The organism is Onishia taeanensis (genome assembly GCF_003268885.1).
Lineage (GTDB): Bacteria > Pseudomonadota > Gammaproteobacteria > Pseudomonadales > Halomonadaceae > Onishia > Onishia taeanensis_A.
On sequence record NZ_QLSX01000005.1, the window covers coordinates 175,143 to 198,848 of the forward strand.

Below are 23,706 nucleotides of genomic sequence, written 5' to 3' on the forward strand. Positions count from 1 at the left end.
ACAACGCCAATGCCACCCAGCCCAATAGTCACTGTTGCAGCCAACACCAAAGTGTTCATTGGATTGCCTCCGACTTCTGAATATTTGAAATCCTATGAAATACCGAAAAGCTGATTAAAAATGAAACAACCGCTAAAACAACAACGCAAATTTTAATCACTGCGGAATCAACAAAGCCCGGAACCCCTTCGCTCAACATTGTCAAGGCGAAAAGAACACTATACAAAGCAATAAATAGTATCGAGGTCCCATTCTGTATGGTTTTCCATGTTTTTTCACCATCGCCAAGGTGCTCTATTTCATTAATATTTGATATATGAAGAATCAACCCAAATGCAATAAAGTCGGATGCAGCGAGGATGCTAATCGTTCCAGGCTGAGTTACACCCCAAACTAGAACCCTAGATGCTATAGGGATCAAGCCGACCAATACTGTGTAGATTAGCCATTTTACTTTCCTATTTTCCATGAGACTCCATCACTCTCATTAGCCCTCTAACGCCGCCTTAAGCGGTGAGTAATCGTTGGCAAAAATGTGAAGCGAAGCGGAACCTAGCCAACTGTTACGAATCCTACTTTAAGGCCTTGTTAGCAATCGTTCTATGGTTGCAAACTTATTATTGAATGGAGATATTTTTTATCAAATGCTGCCTGAACAATTTTATCATCAACATTAGTAACCATACCAACATCATATCCGTTATTTGGGTCTTCGTATTCGCGACTTTCCACTGCACTTTGGACTACTAAATTAGTCACACTTGCTTGATCCCTATGTGACTCAATTAAGTCATCCTTCTCATTTTTCCCAGCTAACTCTTTCCCTCTGTCTACAATGTGCAAGATCCCATTACTTCGCAGTATTTTGTCAGCTATTTCATAGACTTCATTTTGAACAAATATTCGATAGTGAAAAGGCGTCGGCATTTGACTAATATTTATTGCTTCATTGTGAGCTCTAGCTGCATTGGTCCCCATTAGCCAGCAAATCACAGCATCAAATTTAGTTATTGTTTGGAGCCACTTCACTACCTCTGGATCATTCAGGACATCACTCTCAATTAAATACACATCTATTTGACTTGATAAGTCGTGATTTATTTTTGAGTAACTAATTGAATACTTTTGTTGAGGAGCCAATTCTATGGTCTCTCTTTGTAATCGACAAACAGAAAAACCATTTGATTCTAATCGTTGTTGAGCTGCGTCTAGACAAACTGAATTTTCGTCCAAACTAATTACCTTATGACCGCGTTTTACTAACTCTAGAGTTGCTCGCCCATCCCCCGTCCCGATTTCAAGTATTCTTTCAAATCCATTTAGAAAGTCAGCCATCCATTTGTAGTGCTCATCAGCTTCAAACTTTGATGCATTACCATCTCCCCAATCACCTAAATACTCTGCCCTTTTGCTTTGAATGAACTCTTTTACTTCATCTAACATCCATATACTCCGACTTACTCACATTAAGATTGCTAACGCCCTGTTAAGGTGTGAGCAACGCAATACAAAAGCTTCCGCATAACACCTTAAACACTACACGCAACGCATAGTAAAAATGCCACGCGTTGCGAATCACTCTTAAACAGTTTGTTAGCCCTTTTACTCGGGTAAGCTAAATGACATGGTATCGCAGTCAGGTTCTGACGTAATTGATGGAGCGACCAAACCAAATAAGTCTAGAAATGATGTTGCCTCGACAGACTGTGGTGTTACATGTGTTTCAATGTAACTATGTAGTTTGATACCTGCATTCATCGCCAATGGAACAAAGTTAATAAAAATATCGTTCTCTTCAACCCCTGCCTCCTCTGCAGAAGACTCAATTAAGTCGGCGTTAACATAATTGCGAATGATATCTGAAGCAGACGCACGAAGCCTTGATTCAGCTCTTGGTAGTTCTAAAAGCTCTTTTATATCACCCCATGAGATCGGAATATCAAAAAAGCTCCCCCCCTCCTCTTCTGGGTTAGCAAGAAAGTTAGCATAATAATATGTGTGTTCGGTATTTGGTGTCGCTGCGGTTTGAACGTGATAATTGTATATGCTTCTTATTCTATTCGCTTTGTTGTGATGGCGAGCATTTCTGATTGCTAATATCACACAAAGCTCCGGTGTATCGTACCAATCGACTGGAGCACCAAGTTCTTGTTGCATCAAATCGTACAAATTGTGAAACGCATTTAGCATTGCATTTATTGCTGTTTCCACGTTCCCAACAGCTTCTGGACGGTCAATGGCAACAAGCTTCTTATAACGAAAATCAGCTTCAATTAGTACTCTAAATGTTTGGGCAAGATCTTCAAAAGAATGACTTAACGGCATATTTATTCTCTAATAATTAAATTTCCAAAACAATAACAAACTATTTGCTTATTGGATTTGTACTCCATCAACCTTTGGTGCATTGAGGGCTAACAGTGATTAGACAGCGCGCTCGTTTATTGACTTGAACGCGCTGGCACGTTCAACAATATTACCGAGCGCGGCGTCTTTTACCTAACCCATTGATAGCAAAGATTTCTAAGAATAGCTCGGCTACCTATGCAGAATTCGCGTGCTGGCGCATTTTGCCAGATCCAATAATACTGTATATGCATCCATATTATCAGGCAACAACGGATGGGCGCACAGAGCAGACCACCCAAGCTGATGGAGCGAGTGAAGGCCAACATGCGGAGGGAGAAAAGAGACAGACGCACCACCGGCCCTGGAGATTTCGCAAAGGGAACCGGGCACGCTACCGCCCCTACCCGGCAAGCCGTGATGGCTTCCTGCCATCCCTGCGGTAGTCCCTGCGTTGGAGCGAAGTCGGTATTCCCCGGCTATCTAAGCAACCTTAACCCGCCAGCGTATGCGAACGTGCTGATAGATACCACACGTCGATTGGTCGCAGCCGTCGCTCGCTCGCGCATAAAAAGCCCCCGAGCCGGGGGACCGGCTCGGGGGCTGTGTGATGGGCGCGCTCAGCGGTGACGATCGCCGTGAACGCCAGTGAATGGCGTCACTTCCCGCGGCGTGTTCGGTGCGTATGTCGGTACTTCTGCCAGAGCCGACGTGCCCATCCGGACCTGATCCAGGCAGCTTGGTCCAGGAGGGCGCCGCCGGTCAATCGCCCTCTTCGTCCGCTGCCTGAGGGCCGGCCTTCTCCAGCGACGGCAACACCAGGACCCGGCACGGGGCATTCACCGATACATACTCCACGGTCGCCCGGCGCAGGGGCCAGTAACCGCTGCAACCACGGGATACCAGGATCATCAGGTCGGCACGAAGCTGACCCGCCAGACCCACCAGCTTTTCGCCGGCGCTGCCCGCCACCACATGCAGGTTAGCGTTGCGGTTCAAGGGCAGATATTTGCGCACTAGCAGATCCAGCGTGTCACGCACCTCGGCCTCCTTCTCCCCCGGCGCCTCTCCCGTCACGTGCGGGAAAAACCCGCCACCGCCCGGGCTGTAAGCACTGGCCAGGTGGAGCTCACCGTCATCGGCCAGCAGTTCCATGGCGGCCTCAATCGCGCGCTTGCCCTCGCCGTCGTCTTCCGGATCAATGGCGATCAACAGTTTCCGATACATCCTCGATCTCCTGTGTGGTGTCAGCGGCGGCCTCCACTTCCGGAAACGCTCTTCCCTGGACCAGCTCATCCATACTGTAGCCCCGATAATCGGCCCGGAGCGCCCTGAAAAGCGCCACCGCCATGAAAATCAGCAGAATGCAGAAGGGCAGCCCAAGGGAGGTAATCACGTTCTGCAGGGCGTCCAGCCCACCGGCCAGCAATAGCGTCGATGCGATCACCCCTTGGGCTGCCGCCCAGAAGATGCGCTGGCGCACCAGGGAGCGCTGGTCGTCGCGCCGCGTCAGCATATCGATCACAAGCGAGGCGGAATCGGATGACGTGGTAAAGAAAATCACGATGATGACCACACTCAATGCCGATGCCACGTTGGCCAGCGGCAAGCTTTCCAGGAAGGCGAAAATGGCCACGGAGGGGTCCTGCTGTACCTGCTCGGCCAGGGCGATTTGGCCGTTCATTTCCACCTGGATGGCGGACAGCCCGAAGATGCCGAACCACACCAGAGTGAAAGCCGTGGGCGCAAACAGCACACCGCCCACAAACTCGCGGATGGTCCGCCCCCGGGAGATGCGGGCGATGAAGATCCCGACATAAGGCGCCCAGGAAATAGTCCAGGCCCAGTAGAACAGAGTCCACTGGCGTTGCCAGTCGGTGTCCTTGAAGGTCTCGGTCCAGAACGCCAAGCGGGGCAACGCATCGAGGTAATCCCCCACGCTCTGAACCATTCCTTCGGCAATGAACACGGTGGGGCCTACACCGAGCACGAAGGCGAGCAAGATCATCGCCAGCACAATGTTGAGCTGGGAGAGCCGGCGCACTCCCTTGTCCAGCCCCAGCGCCACCGATGTCGCGGCGATGCTGGTAATGACGGCAATCAGGATGACCTGGACCAGGCCGGAGGACGGCACACCCAACAAATAGTTCAGGCCGCTGTTCAGCTGCAGGGTCCCGAGGCCCAGCGAGGTGGCCACGCCAAACAGGGTGCCCAGCACGGCGATCACATCCACCGCCCCGCCCCAGGGCCCGAAGGCCCGCTCCCCGAGGATGGGATAGAACAGGCTGCTGATGCGCATGGGCAGGTTATGGCGGTAGGCGAAGTAGCCGATCGCCAGCCCCGGCAAGGCAAAGATGGTCCAGGTGTGCAAGCCAAAGTGGTAAAGCGCGATGGTCATGGCATCGCTGGCCGCCCGCTCCGACCCCGGCGCCACGCCGTCAAAAGGCGGGTGGGCAAAGTGGGAAATCGGCTCCGCCACGCCCCAGAACATCAGGATCGTGCCGATGCCGGCGGCAAACAGCATGGTGAACCAGGTCAGATTGGAGTAATCGGGACGACTGTCGTCGGCTCCCAGGCGGATGTTGCCATAGCGGCTGACCGCCAGACCGAGCAGGAAGATCAACAGAGAACTCACGGCGAGGATATAGAACCAGCCCAGGTTACGAGCCACCCAGCCGGTGAGCAGCCCGAAGCTGTCGGCAACGGCTTGGTCGAACGGGACCGCCAGCGCGACAAAAAGTGCGGCTACCCCGGCCGAGGTGAAAAACACCCCCGGTATGATCTGCAGTCCCAACCGACGTTGCAGCCGTTCCAGCACATGCGCCTCCGTTACTTCAGAAAAAAGCGGCGAACTACCTTACGCTACCACAGGCGTCAGCCGGTTGCGGGACACCGATCAACTCCGGTTCCATGGTCGCTGCTCGTCAACAAAACCGCCGGGAAAGCATGGATACACCCGTGGAATGCGCCGGCGGCCAGCTGGCCGCGCTACCCCCGGCGAACGCCGCTCAGTCTTTGCCCCCGTCGGTCAGGTGCGTCCCCTCGCCGCGTGCGCTCATCGCGTCGACATCCAGTTCGGTATCGAGACGCTCGGCCAGTTCGTCACTCAGGCGTCCCGCCTCGCGCAGATGGTTCACGACGTCGCGCTGCGCGTCGAGCGCCTGCAGCAACAGCTGGGTGCGCGGGTGGCAGGTGCCATCTGCGCTCGCCCCGGCGATGCCAAGCTTGCCTGCCTCGAGGTCGCTGATCAGGCCTCGTCTCGCCTCCGGGTCGATACCGGCCGTGCTGGCGTCGCGAACCGCCGCCACCCCTGCCTGGCGCGCCTTCAGGCGGGCGCGGCGCTCATCGCGATGCTCGCGCTCCGGGTCTCCGGCCTTCAGCCAACGCACCAGCGGCATCAGCGTCGCCCCCTGCACGAGCAGCGTGGCAATGATCACGATCAGGGTCAGGAACACGATCGTGTGCCGCGTCTCGTCGCCGCCCAGGCTCAGCGGCAAGGCCAGGGCAAGCGCCAGCGAGACGACGCCGCGCATGCCGGCCCAGCCGAGCACGAACTGTTCGGCGGTTGATGATTTCACCGCCTGGCTGCCCCCCAGCGCCGCGACCAGTCGCGGCACCAGCAACATCCAGGCAATGCGGATCGCCACGATCGCGGCGGACAGGATGACCCCGGCGATGACCACGTCACGCCCCGGCCAGCCGACGGCGATCTCGCCGATCAGTAATCCGAGCAGCAGAAACACCAGCGCCGTGCTGGCGTAACGCACGAAATTCCATACCGTGCGCGCCGCCAGACGCGCCACCGGCGAAGACACGAGGAAACTCGACCAGCGCAACATGAAGCCCAGCGTGACCACGGCAAGCACGCTCGAGCAACCCAATCGTTCGGCGAGGTGGTAGGCCAGGTAGGGCATGACCAGAGAAATACTGACTTCGAGAGGCACACTGTCAGCGTGTCGACGCAAAAGCGCTGCCCCGCCACCGATCAGCAGTCCGATCAGGATGCCAGTCGGCGCCTCGCGCAACAGCGACCAGAACACCCCGCCCCAGGCGAAATGCCCGGAGACCAGCGCCTCGACAGCGATCCCGTAGGCGACGATCGCGACGGCGTCGTTGACCAGTCCTTCGCCTTCGAGGATGACAACCAGCCGCTGCGAAAGTCCTGTCTTGCCAGCGACGGCCGTAGCCGCCACCGGATCCGGTGGTGCGATGATCGCACCGAGGACAAACGCAGCCGCCCAGGATAATCCAACCAGCGCATGTCCGACGACGGCAGCGACCCCCATAGTGACGAGGACCAGGCCGACCGCGAGCAGCACGATCGGCAGGAGTTGTCGGCGGAATGCCTGCAGGGGGAGCGCGTAGGCGGCCGTCATGAGCAGCGGTGGCAGGAAGGCAAACAGCACCAGGTCGGGGGGCATGCGCACCGGCGGCAGGCTCGGAACGAGGTGCCAGGCCGCGCCGCCAGCGAGGCCCACCGCGGCGAAGAGGACCGGCGCAGGAAGGCTGGTGTGCCGCGCGGCGAGCGCCGTGGCAAGGGCCAGGGCCAGCAGCATGAACGCGACATCGATGTTGCTCATCCGAATCCCCTCCCTCGTCCAGCCTGTCACGGGCCCTGGCCGTACGCGCCGATGCAGCGGGTACGGGGAGCAGGGTGACACTGGCAGAGTCGGCCGATAGCCGCCGGACACGCCGGCGCCACGGGTCGTCGTCGCCCTCCTCCCAAGAGCGTGCGCCCCGATACGGTCGCACCCTAGGCGTCACGGGCCAGTCTAGCACTGACTGGTGCGCCTCATTCGCGTGTCGTCAGCGCGAGAATTGAACGGAAGACAGCCAGGTCGGACCGAGGGATGCCAGGCGAAGCCTCCCTCCTGGTTCGGAAATAACACCAGAGTGCGGGCGCCTGAGGCCGGCCACCACCGATGACACAGCCGCCGCGAAGCGCAGGTTTTGGCATCCGGTGCATTGCCTGCTTACGTACTCTCAAGGATGGAACGAACATCCTGAATACCCACGGATCGTGCAAGCGCCGACGTATACCTGACCAAGGCCTCTTTCAGCATCAGGGGCAACGCCATGCCCAGCAACTGAACGGTTTCATCACGGGAGAAATCAATATCGAGCGGGATCCAGGTCTGGTTGCCTGCCTCAAGGATTCGCGGGCCATCTGCGCTACCGACCTCCACCTTGGCGCCCTCATACTTGAACTGGACGTAGGTCAGATCCCAGCCCTCCTCTTGGCGGTGAGCGGCGGCCTTGGAGACGAACGCCTGGCCGGCCTGAACCACTGACGAGAAATGCTCGCCGGGCATGAAAAGGTCGATGCCGTTCAGCTCACGCCCAGAGCCGTACCTTGGCGCCAGCCCTGCTCAGATCAGAAAGGGGATATTCCAATCTTCCCGCAACCGCACGGTTCACTGGAGCGCGACCGATGCACGTCTCCTCCGTTGGCGTATAACGCCAGGCATCCGAGGCGGCGCGTAGCACCGTCCGTTGCATGCTTTTGTTATGCGTTTTCATTTAGGCACGATGGGGTTGTGTCGCAAGAAGAGGGCTTCAACAACCAGGATCGTCAGCATTACGGCACAAGCCACGCCCACCACCAGTAGATCGGTGAATATCTTAATCCAGAGAAAGCCAGACAGAACGATAAGATCAAGAAAGATAGCGCCAATAAGAACGGCGCTACGGGCACCAATTTCTTGTCGGAGATGACGCAACACGCCCCAATGTACGGCTACATCCATTATCAGATAAAAGATAATGCCCAAGGCTGCGATTCGTGTCAGATCAAAGAAAGCCGTCAGCAGCAGACCCAGGACTACGGTGTAGACCAGAGTATGCTTTTGGATGCTGCCCGGCATCCCAAAATGACTGTGAGGGACAAGCTTCATCTCCGTGAGCATTGCCAACATCCGGGAAACTGCAAATATGCTGGCGATAATTCCACCTGCTGTCGCCAGCATAGCCAGCACAACCGTAAACCACACAGCATATTCGCCCAGTGCCGGCCTGGCAGCTGCGGCCAGCGAGTAATTTCTCGTTTCGATAACTTCCTGAAGAGACAAGTTGCTAGCGACAGCAAAACCCACCAGCGCATAAATAACAACACAAAGCGCGATGGAGATCATGATGGCTCTGCCCACATTCCGGTGCGGGTCTTTCAGCTCCGAGCCACTGTTGGTAATGGTAGTAAAGCCTTTAAAGGCCAGAATCCCAAGGGCCGTCGCGCCAAGAAAACCGGCCAATGATGTTTCAGGGCCTTGGGCTGAGAAATTCACCTCCACCGAATCCGCCACCGTGACCCCAACAACGCCAAACAGAACGATACCGCCTATCTTGATAAATCCGAGCACCGACGACACACCCTCGATCATACGGTTAGCGGATAAATTAATCAGAAAGGCCACCACCAACAACCCGACACCCAGTGTTGGCACCAGAAAACTGGTATCGTCGATTTCAAACAACTGCAGGGTATAAGCCCCAAATGTGCGAGCCAGAAAACTCTGGGCAATGACCATGGAAAAATACATCAACAAGGCATGGAAAGCCGTTGTCAGCGTACTGCCATAAGCCTTTTCCAGGTACATGGCTATTCCACCAGCGGACGGATAAGCATTCGACAATTTTACGTATGAGTAAGCACTGAATGAAACAATCAGTGCGGCCGAAAGAAAGGCCAGCGGGAAAAGACTCCCGGTCATCTCAGCCATCTGACCGGTCAGGGCAAATATGCCTGCCCCAATCATAACCCCAGTGCCAAGCGCAACAGCTCCAACCAATGTCAGACTATCTTTACGATACCGCGGTGTCCTATCATCTGTAGTATTCATATCTCCACTGATATCTCCTTTATCCAGGATCGGCGATTTCCATCCCGGTTACACACAACACCCAGCATCAACGGCAAATTGCTAATTCCAGCGCAGCAATTTTTCCGACTGCAAGAAATTGTTATACGCACCCGCATTATTTTGAGTTGTCTATCATTTGAATTGTTTTATCCTCAACATCATTTGCTATCTCTATCAGGGCTGGGTCATTCGATAAGGCAGACAGCATTTGGGCCGGTTTTATCAGCCCGATCTTGGTAGACCCTCTTTCCGTAAACACTGAAATACGACATGGCAAAGCCATATTGAGCCGCATGTCGATTGACAACACTTTGGCGGCTTGCTCTGGGTTACAGACCTCAAACACCCTGCAATCTTCTTCAAAGCTTACGCCTTTACTACGAAGGGTTTTTCCAAGATCATGAATATGAAGTACACCATACCCTAGGTTCTTGACTTCGATTTCAAGATCCGTGGAAGCTTGCTCAAAAGACTTTTCTGTATCCACAACATAGTACATATCATCTCTCCTGATTTTTTTGCGTATAACAGGCATTAGACCACACGCTCGTTTATTGACTTGAACACGTATGCGCGTTCAACAATGTTGTCTTGCGCGCCCTTGCCACACCTAATCCATTGATATGTATAAAAATTTATTCTAGAGCTGCAATCCATGCAGAATTCGTGTGCTTGCGCGTTTTGCTGGAACCAATAGAACTGTATATACATCCATATTGAAATGGAGCGGCTTATGAATACGCACAGCAGACCGCCCAAGTTGATGGTTCGTGTGAAAGCCACCATGCGGTAGTCCCTGCATTCAGCAATGTTGTCATTTACCCTGGTCGTCTCAGCGACCTAGACCATCCAACGTATTCAGTAGTGTAGGTGGATTCAAAGCTACGGTCAGTTCCATCAGTCGCACCATCCAACAGTAAAGCACCCCTGCAAAAAAAGCCCCCGAGCCAGTACTGGCTCGGGGGCTTTTCACATCACACTTATTTCTTTTCCAGCTCTTGGCCAATTCACTCAACCGCGAGGCTGCCGAGAGTTCGTGCCGTCCGTGGCGAGTCTTGTCTCTAGCTGGTGACCCACTGCCCGCCGCGGTAGGCGACAATCTCGCCGTTCTGGTCATTGAGCGCGAAGAGGTTGATCCAGTCGTTATCTGCCAGTGAGCTAAGCATCTCGTGGCGGCTGATAATGTCCTCGATCGCGAGAGTCGGCGCCGCCAGGTAAACGCTCAGGCGCAGGGGTTCGTGGCGCCATTGCTCGCCGTCGTGCAGCGACTGCATCGGCAGGCCGATGCGCAGGTCCCCGCCGTTGCCCTCGAACACGCCGATATGCCCGCCGACCACGTTGTGCAGCACCTTGTTGCCGCTGCCCAGCTTGCGGTTGTCCAGCACGGAGCTGTTGTACTGCATGTTGATCCAGTGGGCGACAACCATGGGCGCGGTCATGATCTGCTCAAGCCGCGAGAAGTCTGGATCGGTGCGCCAATCATAATCATGCAGAAAGCTGCGACCGGCCAGATCGATAGGCGCCGTGATTTGGCGAGGGGCAGCGATGAAGCTGGCGTTGTTGGCAAGCCCCCACTCTGGGCGGGTCTGTGACCAGTCGGCGCCACGGCGATCGAGGGTCTTGGCAAGATCCGATTCCTCCGCCGAGAGGCCGAGCCGCGGGGCACGCTCACGACGGGCCTGAGCACCGGCCTGCTCGAACCATTGCCGCTCGGCCGGGCTCAGCGGGTCATTATTATCCCCCTCGGCCTCCGGCAATTCGATCCGGTCGGTGATGGTGTGGTGCAGCGCGGGCACGAAGCGGGTCTGCTCCGGAATGACGAGGCCGGTATCGGCAAGCTTCTCACGCAGCACCGGGTCATTGAGCAACCGGGCCAGGGCCCGCACCGAGACCTCCCCCGACTGCCCGCCACAGGCGCCGCACTCAAGCCCCGCCGCATGCGGGTTGTTGCTGCTTTGGCTGGTGTGGCCTACCAGCAGCACCCGGGGGGCGCACTGCTCGGTGAGCCCCATGGCGTTGAGGATGGTGTGGGCGAGCCCTGCCTTGTCATCGAGGCTCAGCGCCTCGCCGCTGTCCCGCCAGTGCCAGCTGAGCTGATCCATGGCGATGGGGGCGCGCTTAGCTTTGGGGTCCAACGAACGGCGCAGCAGCTTGCCGGCGTACATGAGGCCTCCGGCCTCCACCGCAGTGAAGGTGGCGCTGGCCGCCTTGCTCCATTCCTGCAGGCGCGCCTGCCAGTTGAGCCGCTGGGCGGAGCGGCGGTCGCCTTCGGCCGAGCCGCTGCACAGGGCCACCTTCGGGGCCAGCAGGCCCGGCAAGTGGGGCTGGGCCAGCGCGGCGCCGGACGGCCGATGTTCCAGCGGCAGACCGAAGAAACCGGCAAACCCCAGGGTCTGGATCGCCGGGCTCTGCTGCTCCAGCGCTCGGCGCAGGGGTTCGGAGCGCACATCGATGCAGAACGCCGCCTGAAGCTCGGGTGGGGTGGCCGGCGATGGAGCACGTATCGACTCGCCCAGCGCCCGATGCAGCGGCTGCTGGTAAGCGAGTTCGCTGGCGATCTGCCACACCCACAGCGGCTGCTGTGCGCGGTGATGGCGCTCGATCTGCTCCGGCAGTTCCACCAGCTCGCGGTGCCACAGGGCCATCAGCCGTTCGGCCTGATCGGGTCGCTCCTGACGGATGTAGCGCCACAGCACGAGCTCCCAGGCCAGGCGAATCGCCAGCAGGCTGCGCATGTCGGACGGCCGCTGTTTGGCCTCGCTTGAGGCAAGCGCACGCTGCCAATCCTGATAGGCGACCCAAGCCGCCCAGCCATTGATGTCCAGCAGCAGCGCCTGGGCATAGCCGTCGAGGCGCTTGGCATCGACATCCAGCTCGGCGATCGCGGCCTGGAACAGGTCGTCCTCGGTGTGCGGCAGGGTCTCGAAATAACGCCGCAGCTTCGGCTCGCCCATCAGGATGGCGATGCCGCGATCCTTGAGGGTCATGTCGCGCCAGTGCTGATACAGGCGCTTGTCGGCAGGCGCGGTCAGGCGTTCGGCGTTGAGCGGCCCGTCCTCTTGGAAGTAGGCGGCGCAGAACTGGCTGATCTGGTGGGTGATCTCGTCACGCCAGGCCATCTTGTGCTGCCGGTCGCGGCGCGCATCCACCAGATCGCTGATGTTGTGCCAGTGCGGTAGCCGGGCCAGGTCCTCGACCACCTGCAGCAGGTTCTTGTAGCTCCCCTGGTAGCCGATCCGCTTGGCCGCCTGGGTCAGATGATCATCGCTGATCTCGCCGCGCTGCCAGGCTCCCAGATAGTGGCTTGGCGGCATCAGGCAGCGAATGTTGGCAAGCGCCGACAGCCGGGCGAAGACGTTGGCCGCGCTGTCCCCGCGCATGGCCCAGTATGGGCTGACCGCAATCTGGCGATCCAGCGGCCAGGTCGGGGCGACGCTTCCGCAGGCCCGATCCAGTGCCTGCTCGTGCGCGGGCGTCAGCGGCGGGTGGTCGTCCACGGTCACGGACGGGTGAGTCAATGCGATCTTGGCGTTTTCTTGAATCGTCATAGCGAACCCTCACGAGAGTCGGAGTGCAGCTGCTTGGCTTGGATGCGACTCGGCAACGCATGCGGCCAGAGTCTCAGGGTGTTTCGGGTGACCCACTCATCCAGATAAAAACCGGCGTAGCAGTAGAGGTTCAGCTTCTGCGCCCAGCCAAGGTGCAGGCCATAGCGCTGCAGGCAGTAGCCCGCAAACAGCACCACAAATAGCAGGCTGACCCAGAGATCCGCCCATAGGGACGTCGTGTGCTCGAAAGCGGGCAGAAGCGCGGCGAACAGCGACTTGAGGGTGAAATAGGCAAGCATCACCAATGCGGCCAGACCGATGAAACGCGCGCCGGAGTCGGGCGCGCCCTGGCGGCGCCGTTCGGCCAGCAAGACCGTCAGGGCCAGGGTCAGCAGCACCCAGGGGCTCAGCACATCGAAGGCGGTGTAGTCGGTAGTCGAGCGAACCAAGACGCCCAGCGCCACCACCATCGCCGCGCTGATGCCGCCGGCCGAGAGCCACTGCGAAAGCGTCGGGTGGCTTCCGGGCGCCTGCCGGCGCTGCAGGTCCTGCTGTACCGCTTCCCCCGAGCTGAGAAAGGCGTAGGCCTTGTAGCAGGAGTGCGCGATCAGGTGCAGCAGCGCCAGCTCTACCAGCCCCAGAGCAATCTCGACCAGCATCAGCCCCATCTGTGCACTGGTCGACCAGGCCAGCCGCACCTTGATACTGATGCGCGTCATCATGACCAGTGCCGCCAGCACGCTACTGACGCCTGCCACTACCAGGATCAATGCCTGAGCGGGAGTCGACGCACTGAGCAGCGGGTAGAACAGCAACAGCAGGTAGCCGCCAAGGTTGATCACACCACCATGAAGCGCCGCCGAAACGGGAGTAGGTGCCTCGACCACCTGGATCAGCCAGCCGTGCAGGGGCAGTTGGGCACACTTGATCAGCGCCGCCAGGGCAAGCAGACAGGCCGCCGCCTGTTCGCCGATGGATAGCGCGACGCCGGGCGCTGCATAGGCGCCGGTAATCACACTGATGCGGGCGCTGTCGTGGTGCAGGTACAGCAAGAGGAAGGCCGCCAGCGCGCAGAGTTCGGCGCCGCGGGCAAAGAGAAACTTCTTGTGGGCCGCCAGGGCCGCCCGGGGGCGATCGGGATAGAACATCAGGAGCTGATGCATGGAAAGGCCGATGGTCAGCCAGGCCACCAGGAACACCACCAGATGGTTGCTCAGCACCGCCACGCTGACGGCCGCAAATACGGTCTGGGCCAGCACGACAAAGCGCCGCTGCCGGGGTTCGCCCTGCAGATAGGTAGCGCTGTAGCGGATCACCACGAAGCCGATAAAGTTGGCCAGCAACAGCATGATCAGGTGCAGCGGCGTGGTCAACCAGGCACCGCTCACCGCCGGCAGCAGCTGGAACACACCCAGCCCCAGCAGGACCACCGCGAGCAGCAGACCGCTCGAAGTCGCAATCTTTGCGGTGCGCCAGGCGCGCTTACGCGGCTGACGGGCGCTCGCCAAGGCCCCCAGCGCCAGCACGGTGGGCACCATGGAGAGCAGGATAGTGGGCAACAGCTCGTTCCAGTGCATGGAAAAACTCCGAAAATCCGTGGAGCGAGCAGTATCCTGTGACTCGTTTTTTAATAAAAATAGATATAAATTGACGCATTGTTCTACAAAAGAGAACGACATGAGCCGCTTGAACTATCACCATCTCTATTACTTTTGGCGCGTGGCCGCCGAGGGCAACCTCACCCGGGTTGCCGAATCGCTGCATCTGTCGCAGAGCGCCCTGTCGGCACAGATACGCAAACTGGAAGACAGGATGGACAAGCCGCTGTTCGAGCGACGCAACCGCCGCCTGGTGCTGACCGAGGCGGGCCGGCAGGTGTTCAACTATGCCGAGGTAATCTTTACCAAGGGCGAGGAGTTGGAGTCGCTGATCAACCGGGGCATCGAGCCTGAGCATCAGCACATCCGCATCGGCACGCTCTCCACCATGTCGCGTAACTTCATCGAGGGCTTCATCGCCCCACTGCTGCACCGGGACGGGCCAAAGGTGCAGTTCAGCCTCTACGCCCGGAGCATGGGCGACCTGCTCGATGGCCTCGCCCGCCACGAGTTCGACCTGGTGCTGACCAACACCCAGTTGCAGCCCTCCGACTCGCCACAGGCGGCCTGGCAAAGCCAGTTGCTGGCCCGCCAGCCGCTGTCCATCATCGGCCCACCCGACTCCAAGCCGCCCCTGCCCTTTCCCCAGGGCTACGATGGCCTGCGCTGGGTGCTGCCGGGCGAACATCATGAGGTACGGCGCGCCTTCGATGGCTATTGCAGCCTGCATCAGTACCGGCCAGACATTCTCGCCGAGGCCGATGACATGGCCATGCTGCGCCTGCTGGCCCGGGACAGCGGCGCCGTGAGCGTGCTGCCCGAGGTGGTGGTCAAGGACGAGCTGGAACTGGGGCGGCTGACACGCTTCAAACGGCTGCCCAACGTGTACGAGAACTTCTACGCCATCACCCTGCCTCGGGAGTTCATGCCGGCCGTGGTCTCGGAGCTGCTGGCCCATCCGCTGCTAGACCTGTCTTAGGCGCCCGGCGAGGGCGGCTGCCCTCGAACGAAAAAGCCCCCGCACTGGAGAACCGGCGCGGGGGCTTGTCAGGGGCTTGTGTCAACGGCAGGCGCTAACACAAAGCGCTAACGGCGCTCGGCTTACGGCCTGGCGGCCTGGGCCGCGCGATGGGCATGCAGCTTCTTGTAGCTCTCGATCAGCCGCTGGTGCTTTTCGAGCCCTTCCAGCTGCATGTTGGTCGGGGTCAGGCCGTGGAAGCGCTCATCGCCGTTAATGGAATCGACTACGGCGCCGATGGTGTTCTCGCCAAACATGCGCGAGAAGTTATGGAGGTAGTCTTCCAGCTCGAGCTCATCATCGAGGGCAATCTCGAGCACCGCATTCAACGCCTGGAAGAAGAGCCCACGCTCGACGGTGTTGTCGTTGAACTGCAGGAACATCTGGACCCGGTCCAGGGCATCTTCGAGCTGCCCAAGCGCCAGGTTGATCAACAGCTTCAGTTCAAGAATGGTGAGCTGGCCCCAGACGGTGTTCTCATCGAACTCGATGCCGATCAGGGTGATGATGTCTTCGTGATCATCGATCTGGGTCTCTTCGAGGCGCTCGAGCAGGCCGGCCAGCTGGTCATCATCCAGCGAGTGAATGTTGAGAATGTCCTCCCGGAACAACAGCGCCTTGTTGGTGTTGTCCCACACCAGATCCTCTACCGGGTAGACCTCGGAATAGCCCGGCACCAGGATGCGGCACACTGGCGCGCCCAGGTCTTCAAACACGGCCACATAGACTTCCTTGCCCAGCTCCTCGAGCATGCCGAACAGCGTCGCCGCCTCTTCCTCCGTACTGCTGGAACCGCTGCCCGAGAAGTCCCACTCGCGGAAGTCCACGTCCGACTTCGCGCTGAAGAAGCGCCAGGAGATGAGACCAGAGGAGTCGATGAAGTGCTCGACGAAGTTGTTGGGCTCGGTGACGGCGAGCGAGTTGAAGGTCGGCGGCATGAAGTCGTTCAGACCTTCGAAGCTGCGGCCCTGCATCAGCTCGGTCAGGCTGCGCTCAAGGGCGACTTCGAAGCTCGGGTGCGCACCGAAGGAGGCGAAAACGCCGCCGGTCTTGGGGTTCATCAGGGTCACGCAGGCCACCGGGAAGCGCCCGCCTAGGGACGCATCCTTGACCAGCACCGGGAAGCCCTGGGCTTCCAGCGCCTCGATGCCTTCGAGGATGTCGGGGTACTTCTTCAGCACCTCCATCGGCACGTCCGGCAGCACGATCTCCTGCTCGATGATCTCGCGCTTCACCGCCCGCTCGAAGATCTCGGACAGGCACTGCACCTTGGCTTCCTCGAGGGTGTTGCCGGCACTCATGCCGTTGCTGAGGAAGAGGTTCTCGATCAGGTTCGAGGGAAAATAGACCGTCTCGCCGTCCGACTGGCGCACGAAGGGCAGCGAGACGATGCCGCGCTCCACCTTGCCAGAGTTGGTATCGATCAGGTTCGAGCCGCAAAGCTCGTCGTCCGGGTTGTAGATCGCAAGGCAGTGCGCGTCCAGGATGCCATCGGGCAGCTCGTCATTCGGGCCCGGCTGGAACCACTTCTCGTTCGGGTAGTGAACGAACTCGCGGTTGGCGATCTCCTCGCCGAAGAACTGATCGTTATAGAAGAAGTTACAGCTCAACCGCTCGATGAACTCGCCCAGCGCCGAGGCCAAGGCGCTCTCTTTGGTCGAACCCTTGCCGTTGGTGAAGCACATCGGGGAGGCAGCATCGCGAATGTGCAGAGACCACACATGGGGCACGATGTTGCGCCAGGAGGCAATCTCGACCTTCATGCCGAGATCCTCGAAGATCGCCGTCATGTTGGCGATGGTCTGCTCCAGCGGCAGATCCTTGCCCTCGATCCAGGTACTCGCGCCCTCTTGCGGCTCGGCCATCAGCAGCGCCTGGGCGTCTTCGTCCAGGTTCTCGACCGTCTCGATCTGGAACTCGGGACCGGTCTGCACCACCTTCTTGACCGTGCAGCGCTCGATGGAGCGAAGGATGCCCTCGCGATCCTTGGCCGACAGATCTTCCGGCAGCTCGACCTGGATCTTGAAGATCTGGTTATAGCGGTCTTCCGGGTCGACGATGTTGTTCTGCGACAGCCGGATGTTCTCGGTGGGAATGTTGCGCGCCTTGCAGTACAACCGCACGAAATAGGCCGCGCAGAGCGCCGAGGATGCCAGGAAATAGTCGAACGGACTCGGCGCCGACCCATCGCCCTTATATCGGATGGGCTGATCGGTGATGACGGTAAAATCGTCAAACTTGGCTTCAAGTCTGAGATTTTCGAGGAAGTTGACCTTGATTTCCATGGAAAAAGCACCGGATATGTGGATGGGGAGGCGGTAAGGCGTAACCCGCCATTATCCAGTTTTTGGCGCCCTTCGTCTTGGGCGCTGACCAAAAATCACCGGCCTGGGTGCGAGCACGTTGAGGGCGGACCAGACAAGCCCAGCCATGGCGCCTTTGGCAGGGAAAGACATTGGGGCTGTGCCCAGTTCTAGTAAACCGTGATCAACTACGTGTCCATGGCCAGCGCATGGAGTACATCCACGACACCTGCGTCCAGCCACTAGCCATTCCCCTCGCCGTACTCGAGGTTGGCGTGGAGGTGTTCGACAGCACCGCGGCAGGCCTCTCGGCATAGAGAGCAGCATCGCCAACGACACGCCGGCCGGGACCGGGATCACCTTCACCATCAGGCGTCCCCATTGCTGCGCTTAGAGCTTGAACTCAAGAACAGAACCGCTCGTTTTTATAAGCTATCCTCAGAGCATCTTCCCGTTTTACAGACATTGCACCCTACTGGCACACCCAACGTCTGAGCTCAGCCGCATACGGAGGCAGTAGGCCTTAGCGCGTCGGGTGGAGCGAAGGGCTAGGCATGCGAGCAATGGCGCTATATTCGCTACCGCACCGACAGCGGGAGATTAGCTGAGTAATCTAGTTCTAATGGCACGAGTATGAGTGGGTGCGCGCCATAAGCGGCTCCCTCAACATTCGTGAGTCTTGAGTGTCGATGGTTCTTCAACTACTTCAAGCGGGTGAACTCATGAATACACTACGCAGCGTTGGCGCTGGCCTGGCGCCGCTACTAGCCACAGGTAGCGCTCTGGCGCAGAACGGAACCATGATGAATGGCGGCATGTGGAGCCCCGGATGGATGGGGAACGGCGGATACTGGTTACCCATTCTGGTATTGGCCGTAGTTGTCGGCTTGGTGGTTTGGGTGATCAAGCAGCAAAAGAAGAAGTAGTAGTAGCGTGAGGAGGAGCCTGTGCGGCGCCAAGGTGAGTCAGAGACCACTCCACTCGTGGGGTAGTTGGCGCGATCAGCTCACCTGCGAACGCACTGCTTCATGCGACGCCCAACGTTCGACGTAAAGGCGGCTTGCCTCAGGACGTCCGCTTAAAGTAGACGTTAGCCTTGACCTCTACGCCGTGCTTGAGAAGGACATCGCCGAGGCCAGCTCCGTGGCCAGCCTCTACTCCACACTCCACCGTATCAGGCTCCACAACTACGGCATCCGCCGCGGTAGTTCGTGGATTTCCGCGCGCAAGGCGATCACCTCCTCCCTGAGGGCCGCCAGTTGTTTGGCCCCTGCCAGCTCGGCTTTTTCATTCTCCGCATCGCGGCCGACGAAGAAGGTTGCAAGCGTCGCCGTTACGTAGCCGAAAACGGCGAAGGCATACAACGCCAAGAAGACGCACAGCAGGCGTCCCTCGACCGTCTCCGGCCAGTACTGCGAGCCCATCGTTGTGAGCACCATTGCGGTCCACCACAGCGCCTCACCGTAGCTCTTCATGCCACCGGGTGTCCCGCTTTCGAAGGCATACATTCCGGCCGCGCCGGCGAACATGACCAGTATCGTGAGGGCAATCACGTAGCCGAAACCCCGCCGACTCAGGCTCGCTCGCAGCGCACGCATGCCGCGGTTCAGCGAGCTGACGACGCGAAACAAACGCAAACCACGCCCCACGCGGGCCAGCTGGAGCAGTCGAAACGCCCGGACGACACGGAATAGGCGCAGCGCAGGCATCAGTAACGAAAGAGCAATCAGCCAATTCTGCTTTAAGTAAGCGACGGCGGTCTCAAGTTCCAAGTGCAACGCTATTGAAGGGTGCCGGGACCGGCGACCGATTTCTTGAGCACCTCGGCGTACACTTCCAGTGGCGTGCGCCAGTCCAGTGTCTTGCGCGGCCGCGTGTTTAGTGAGTCCGCGATCGCGTCGAGCTCTTCTTGGCTGTAGACAGAAAGATCTGTGCCTTTCGGCAGGTACTGCCGTAACAGCCCGTTGGTGTTCTCATTCGAGCCCCGCTGCCATGGGCTATGCGGGTCAGCGAAGTAGATGGCCGTACCGGTCTTTTGGGTGATCTCGGCATGTTTAACCATCTCCCTGCCTTGGTCGTACGTCATGGACAGACGCAGGGATCGAGGCACTTCATTGAGCTTGTCGCTGAAGCCAACCGCCGCCGCCGTAGCCGTGGTGCCATCCACCTTCGCCAGGATCACCAGCCGCGTGGTGCGCTCCACCAATGTACCGACCGCGGAGCGATTGTTGGCGCCAATGATGAGGTCGCCCTCCCAGTGGCCAGGCATCAAGCGGTCTTCGATCTCAGGCGGCCGCATGTGGATACTGACCAGATCGGGAATCTGCTGGCGTCGATCTGAGCCACGGCTGCGTGGCCGACGCTTGCCGTTGCCCTGCCGCAAACAGGCGATGAGCTCTTTTTTGAGGCTGCCACGGGGCATCACATAGAGCGCGTTGTAGATGGCCTCATGAGAAACTTGTCGATGTGAATCGTTGGGAGACATGCGTTTCAGTGTGCGGGCTATTTGCTGCGGTGACCAGTACTTGCGCAGCAGATGGACCACGACCTCGAACAACTCGCCGTCGGGATGCAGCTTGGGGCGCTGACGTGGCCGATGACGCGTTAGGCGGGCCCGGTAGCCGGCGAGACTGGCATCGTAGCCTTTGATGGAGTCAATCGTATGGCGAGCGATTTCACGCGATACGGTACTCGGGGCACGGCCCAGATAACAGGCGATAGCTCGGATCGAGTGAGTCGTTCGCATCATCATGATGGCAGCTCGGTCTTCAGCAGTGAGATGGCGGTAGCAGTAGGTCATGGCAACACCGTACCTGATGGGTTACGTGTTGCACTTGGTCATTGAGACCGCCGACCTTGTGCGGAGCCAAAACGAACTTAACCGCGAAATCGAGAATGAAAATGGCCCAAATGATCGTGCCTACGATCTCGAACAATAGGCTCTCGCCCCAGATCAACTCCACCATTAGCAGCGCCAACCATAGGAAGGCAAGGATGAGCATCGGCGTTTCCAGCAAGTCCTCCAGGCGCTGGAGTAGCTGGTATCGCTCCTTTTTTACTTTTACTGCCTCTTCGGCAGAAGCGGCCTTATCTTGCGTCTCGCTGTTACTCACGTCGTTCATCGGACCTCTTCGCCTCGGAAACACCGGAAGCCCTGCCGCCTAACAGTAATTTGGCGGAATGCTCCGATATTGAGTGAACCCGCTGGCATGTTCATCAATGTTCTCCAACGCACCGCTTCAATCCCCGCATTCAAGCATTAAGTATAGCTCCGCAGTCTATTCGGGATTCGCGCGCCTGCGCGTTTTGCCACCACCACCAGCATCACTGTATCCATATCCATGCAGCAGAAGGGCAGCCGTATGGATACGCACGGGAAGCCACCGACGTTGATGGGCCGAGTGAAGGCCACCTTGTGGGCCAAGCCCTACAGTTTGCAAACCGAGAAGCCCTGCTGCTAGATAATTCGCTTCTTCATCTGATTCCATTGGGTGCGGCACCCCGCCAGCATGGGAGACCCCGAGGGATAAGCCTTCCTCAGGCCGAGGCGCAGGAAGGCATTGGCAGCGATCAGCACCTCCTCCTGCTCGGTCGTCAGCGTCGCCAAGAGATTGTGCCGTGTATGGGATCGATCATGAACATCATCTCTGTATCGCCAACGGCGAATCAGACACCGTACTGGCGGGCCAGCTTGCTATCGCTGATGTTGGCGGGGGCGGCCTGGGATCTCGGCACGGATCTTCGGAGTCGTTGTGGCTTGCTGATGCAGCTTGATGTCCATGTCTCTGCTCCCAGATGCATTGCCGTAGAAGCTCTCTTGCTACCAGCAGAGGATAATTTCTATAGCTCATCTGATCATCAGGGACCCTACATTTAATTATTTGGCGGTTAAGTGCAGGAAGAAGGCCAGCGCTGCCAGCAGCAACGCCGTACTGGCAATTATAGCGACCGGATAATATAAATTACCTGCCAACTCCAGCTGGCTATACTTGATCACCATAATCAACCCCTCAAGCGAAAGCGCAATGCACACCAACCCTATAAATCTAGGTATGGTCCGCCTTAAGCTTGCGACAGCGTTTTCTTCGTGCTCATCGCCTGAGTGCTCTCTATTGATAACTAACGCCAATTCGAAGAGCGCCAAGGCAATAATTGCCGTATTGACGCTGCTCAAAAAAATCTGCATAAACTCCGTGCCTTCTAAAAACCCTTTCGCAACGGACATCAGCAATGAAATAATAATCGCTATAGCCAGCCCTAAAAATATCAAGGCAAATAATTTCGCGAACACCGTCCGAATAAAGGAAACTACTTTATCATTCATCACGACCCCCTTTGAAAAGCACTTCAGATATTTTGATGAAATGCCCAACCCCAGCAATGATAGAGGACATTGTTTTTTCATTAGCAATGAACAGCCTAGACCATGTGCTACCAACAACACCACAGGTCAATAAATGAGCTATGCTGACTTCAGGAAAATTCACAACACTTGGTTAAAATGGCACATACACGCATAAAACCATGAAATATTTATGGCGTATTACTGAAGCAATAAGCCATGCAAAGGAGATGCGTCATGAACAATGATGACAGTCAACCAGATAGCGAAGCACATGACCTCGCCTCGCGATTTCCAACCGCCTATTCCATTCTTTTCGGTCTCATCATTGTTATCGCTGCGCTGACCTGGATTATTCCTGCCGGTCAATATGATCGTGTCATGAATGAAGAAATCGGGCGTGAGGTGGCGGTGCCCGGCACCTACCAGGTAGTCGAGCCACATCCGCAAGGGTTTGTGGACGTGATGTTAGCCCCCACTGCCGGCTTCTATGACCCGGACAGCTACGCCGCCAACGCCATCGATGTGGCACTTTTCGTGTTGTTCCTGGGGGGCTTCCTGGGTGTCATGAATGCGACCGGGGCCATCGATACCGGCATTCGCAGCGCCATGCGACACCTAAAGGGCCATGAAATATGGATGATTCCTATCCTGATGGTGCTTTTTTCCCTGGGCGGCACGACCTATGGCATGGCGGAAGAGACGCTGGCCTTCTACGCCATCCTGATACCGGTAATACTGGCAGCTGGGTACGATGTCGTCACCGGCGTTGCCATTATCTTGATTGGTGCCGGTATCGGTGTTCTCGGCTCCACCATCAACCCGTTTGCCACGGTCATTGCAGCCAACGCGGCCAATATCCCGTTCACCGATGGCATCGTGCTGCGGTTTATTCTGCTGATTGGCGGTCTTTTGATATGTATCGGCTATGTGATGCGCTATGCCTCACGCATCAAGACTGACCCCTCCCGTTCTGTGGTGGCAAAGCAGTGGGATGCACACCGTCAGCTGTTCCTGAAGTCTCAGGATAGCGAGCTGCAAAGCGCGAAGCTCAGTACCAGCCAGATGATTTCGCTTTCGATCTTTGCGCTGACCTTTGCGGTCATGATCTGGGGCGTCGCCTCACAGGGCTGGTGGATGGCGCGCATGGGCGCGTTGTTTTTCGGTTCAGCCATCGTGATCGGCATCATCGCCCGGCTGGGCGAGAAAAAACTGACCAGCAGTTTCGTCGACGGTGCACGAGACCTGCTGGGTGTAGCCCTGGTGGTCGGCCTGGCTCGCGGCATCGTGGTGATCATGGAACAGGGCATGATTGCCGACACCATCCTGCATAGTGCCGAAACCTCACTGGGCGGCCTGCCAGAACTCGCTTTCATCAACCTAATGTTCTGGATCGAAGTGGGCATGAGCTTCTTTGTGCCCTCTTCTTCCGGCCTGGCCGTGCTTTCCATGCCGATTCTTGCGCCGCTGGCGGATTTCGCGGATGTCGGACGGGATCTGGTGGTCACCGCCTATCAGTCCGCCAATGGCCTGGTGAACCTGATCAACCCCACCTTCGCGGTGGTGGTCGGGGGCCTGGCCATCGGTCGGGTGTCCTATGACCGCTGGCTCGCCTTTATTTGGCCGCTTTTGCTGATACTGACCCTGTTCATCAGCGTGGTCATCAGTCTTGGCGCCCTGCTTTCATAAGGAGT

19 protein-coding genes and 1 pseudogene are annotated in these 23,706 nt (G+C 57.8%); 3 read left to right on the plus strand and 17 right to left on the minus strand.

Annotated elements, in window-relative coordinates; genetic code table 11:
* Positions 1–55 precede the first annotated feature (55 nt).
* The 11 genes from BCL93_RS08815 to BCL93_RS08875 form a co-directional block, all read right to left on the minus strand.
* The gene (locus BCL93_RS08815) at positions 56–469 is read right to left on the minus strand and encodes a hypothetical protein (protein WP_112054906.1); all 414 of its coding nucleotides are present in this window, start codon (positions 467–469) and stop codon (positions 56–58) included.
* A gap of 131 nt (positions 470–600) precedes the next feature.
* Positions 601–1,443 (minus strand): methyltransferase domain-containing protein, encoded by an 843-nt coding sequence (locus BCL93_RS08820; RefSeq protein ID WP_112054907.1) that lies wholly within the window; start codon positions 1,441–1,443, stop codon positions 601–603.
* Positions 1,444–1,602: 159 nt separating this feature from the next.
* Positions 1,603–2,325, minus strand: coding sequence for a hypothetical protein (locus tag BCL93_RS08830; protein WP_112054909.1), 723 nt, complete (start codon positions 2,323–2,325; stop codon positions 1,603–1,605).
* Positions 2,326–3,108: 783 nt separating this feature from the next.
* Complete coding sequence (locus BCL93_RS08835) at positions 3,109–3,573, minus strand: universal stress protein (protein ID WP_112054910.1); 465 nt, start codon at positions 3,571–3,573, stop codon at positions 3,109–3,111.
* Entirely contained in the window at positions 3,545–5,164 is a 1,620-nt protein-coding gene (locus tag BCL93_RS08840) for a BCCT family transporter (RefSeq protein WP_112054911.1), read from the minus strand. Before BCL93_RS08840 ends, BCL93_RS08835 begins: the two co-directional genes overlap by 29 nt.
* Before the next feature lie 190 nt (positions 5,165–5,354).
* Positions 5,355–6,926, minus strand: coding sequence for a cation:proton antiporter (locus tag BCL93_RS08845; RefSeq protein ID WP_112054912.1), 1,572 nt, complete (start codon positions 6,924–6,926; stop codon positions 5,355–5,357).
* Between the two features lie 393 nt (positions 6,927–7,319).
* Positions 7,320–7,658: a hypothetical protein gene (locus BCL93_RS08850; RefSeq protein ID WP_258396207.1), complete on the minus strand. Its 339-nt coding sequence runs from the start codon at positions 7,656–7,658 to the stop codon at positions 7,320–7,322.
* Between the two features lie 204 nt (positions 7,659–7,862).
* Positions 7,863–9,182 (minus strand): APC family permease, encoded by a 1,320-nt coding sequence (locus BCL93_RS08855; protein ID WP_112054913.1) that lies wholly within the window; start codon positions 9,180–9,182, stop codon positions 7,863–7,865.
* A gap of 136 nt (positions 9,183–9,318) precedes the next feature.
* The gene (locus tag BCL93_RS08860) at positions 9,319–9,702 is read right to left on the minus strand and encodes a DUF302 domain-containing protein (protein WP_112054914.1); all 384 of its coding nucleotides are present in this window, start codon (positions 9,700–9,702) and stop codon (positions 9,319–9,321) included.
* A gap of 562 nt (positions 9,703–10,264) precedes the next feature.
* Positions 10,265–12,751 carry a YbcC family protein gene (locus tag BCL93_RS08870; protein ID WP_112054916.1) on the minus strand — a complete coding sequence of 829 codons (2,487 nt, stop codon included), beginning with the start codon at positions 12,749–12,751 and terminating at the stop codon, positions 10,265–10,267.
* A complete protein-coding gene (locus tag BCL93_RS08875; protein WP_112054917.1) occupies positions 12,748–14,328 on the minus strand; it encodes an NADH-quinone oxidoreductase subunit L in 1,581 nt (526 codons plus the stop codon). Before BCL93_RS08875 ends, BCL93_RS08870 begins: the two co-directional genes overlap by 4 nt.
* A 100-nt stretch (positions 14,329–14,428) precedes the next feature.
* On the opposite strand from BCL93_RS08875, the gene BCL93_RS08880 reads away from it, so the two are divergent.
* Entirely contained in the window at positions 14,429–15,328 is a 900-nt protein-coding gene (locus tag BCL93_RS08880) for a LysR family transcriptional regulator (protein ID WP_112054918.1), read from the plus strand.
* Positions 15,329–15,450: 122 nt separating this feature from the next.
* Here the strand turns inward: BCL93_RS08880 and BCL93_RS08885 are convergent, their stop codons facing one another.
* Positions 15,451–17,652, minus strand: coding sequence for an OsmC domain/YcaO domain-containing protein (locus BCL93_RS08885; RefSeq protein WP_112054919.1), 2,202 nt, complete (start codon positions 17,650–17,652; stop codon positions 15,451–15,453).
* A gap of 740 nt (positions 17,653–18,392) precedes the next feature.
* Between BCL93_RS08885 and BCL93_RS08890 the strand changes: the two genes are divergently transcribed.
* Positions 18,393–18,596: a hypothetical protein gene (locus BCL93_RS08890; RefSeq protein ID WP_146742475.1), complete on the plus strand. Its 204-nt coding sequence runs from the start codon at positions 18,393–18,395 to the stop codon at positions 18,594–18,596.
* Between the two features lie 261 nt (positions 18,597–18,857).
* On the opposite strand, the gene BCL93_RS08895 is transcribed toward BCL93_RS08890, so the two are convergent.
* From BCL93_RS08895 to BCL93_RS08915, 5 genes and pseudogenes are all read right to left on the minus strand, one after another.
* Positions 18,858–19,442: a potassium channel family protein gene (locus BCL93_RS08895; protein ID WP_220086255.1), complete on the minus strand. Its 585-nt coding sequence runs from the start codon at positions 19,440–19,442 to the stop codon at positions 18,858–18,860.
* Between the two features lie 8 nt (positions 19,443–19,450).
* The gene (locus tag BCL93_RS08900; protein WP_112054922.1) at positions 19,451–20,470 is read right to left on the minus strand and encodes an IS30 family transposase; all 1,020 of its coding nucleotides are present in this window, start codon (positions 20,468–20,470) and stop codon (positions 19,451–19,453) included.
* Positions 20,439–20,792 (minus strand): hypothetical protein, encoded by a 354-nt coding sequence (locus BCL93_RS08905; RefSeq protein ID WP_112054923.1) that lies wholly within the window; start codon positions 20,790–20,792, stop codon positions 20,439–20,441. The genes BCL93_RS08900 and BCL93_RS08905 overlap by 32 nt, the downstream gene beginning before the upstream one ends.
* A 416-nt stretch (positions 20,793–21,208) precedes the next feature.
* Positions 21,209–21,451 (minus strand): annotated as a pseudogene (locus BCL93_RS17460) (IS481 family transposase); the annotation flags it as partial.
* A 96-nt stretch (positions 21,452–21,547) separates the two neighbouring features.
* Positions 21,548–21,994 carry a hypothetical protein gene (locus BCL93_RS08915; RefSeq protein ID WP_112054924.1) on the minus strand — a complete coding sequence of 149 codons (447 nt, stop codon included), beginning with the start codon at positions 21,992–21,994 and terminating at the stop codon, positions 21,548–21,550.
* Between the two features lie 255 nt (positions 21,995–22,249).
* On the opposite strand from BCL93_RS08915, the gene BCL93_RS08920 reads away from it, so the two are divergent.
* Positions 22,250–23,701: a YfcC family protein gene (locus tag BCL93_RS08920; RefSeq protein WP_220086257.1), complete on the plus strand. Its 1,452-nt coding sequence runs from the start codon at positions 22,250–22,252 to the stop codon at positions 23,699–23,701.
* Positions 23,702–23,706 lie beyond the last annotated feature (5 nt).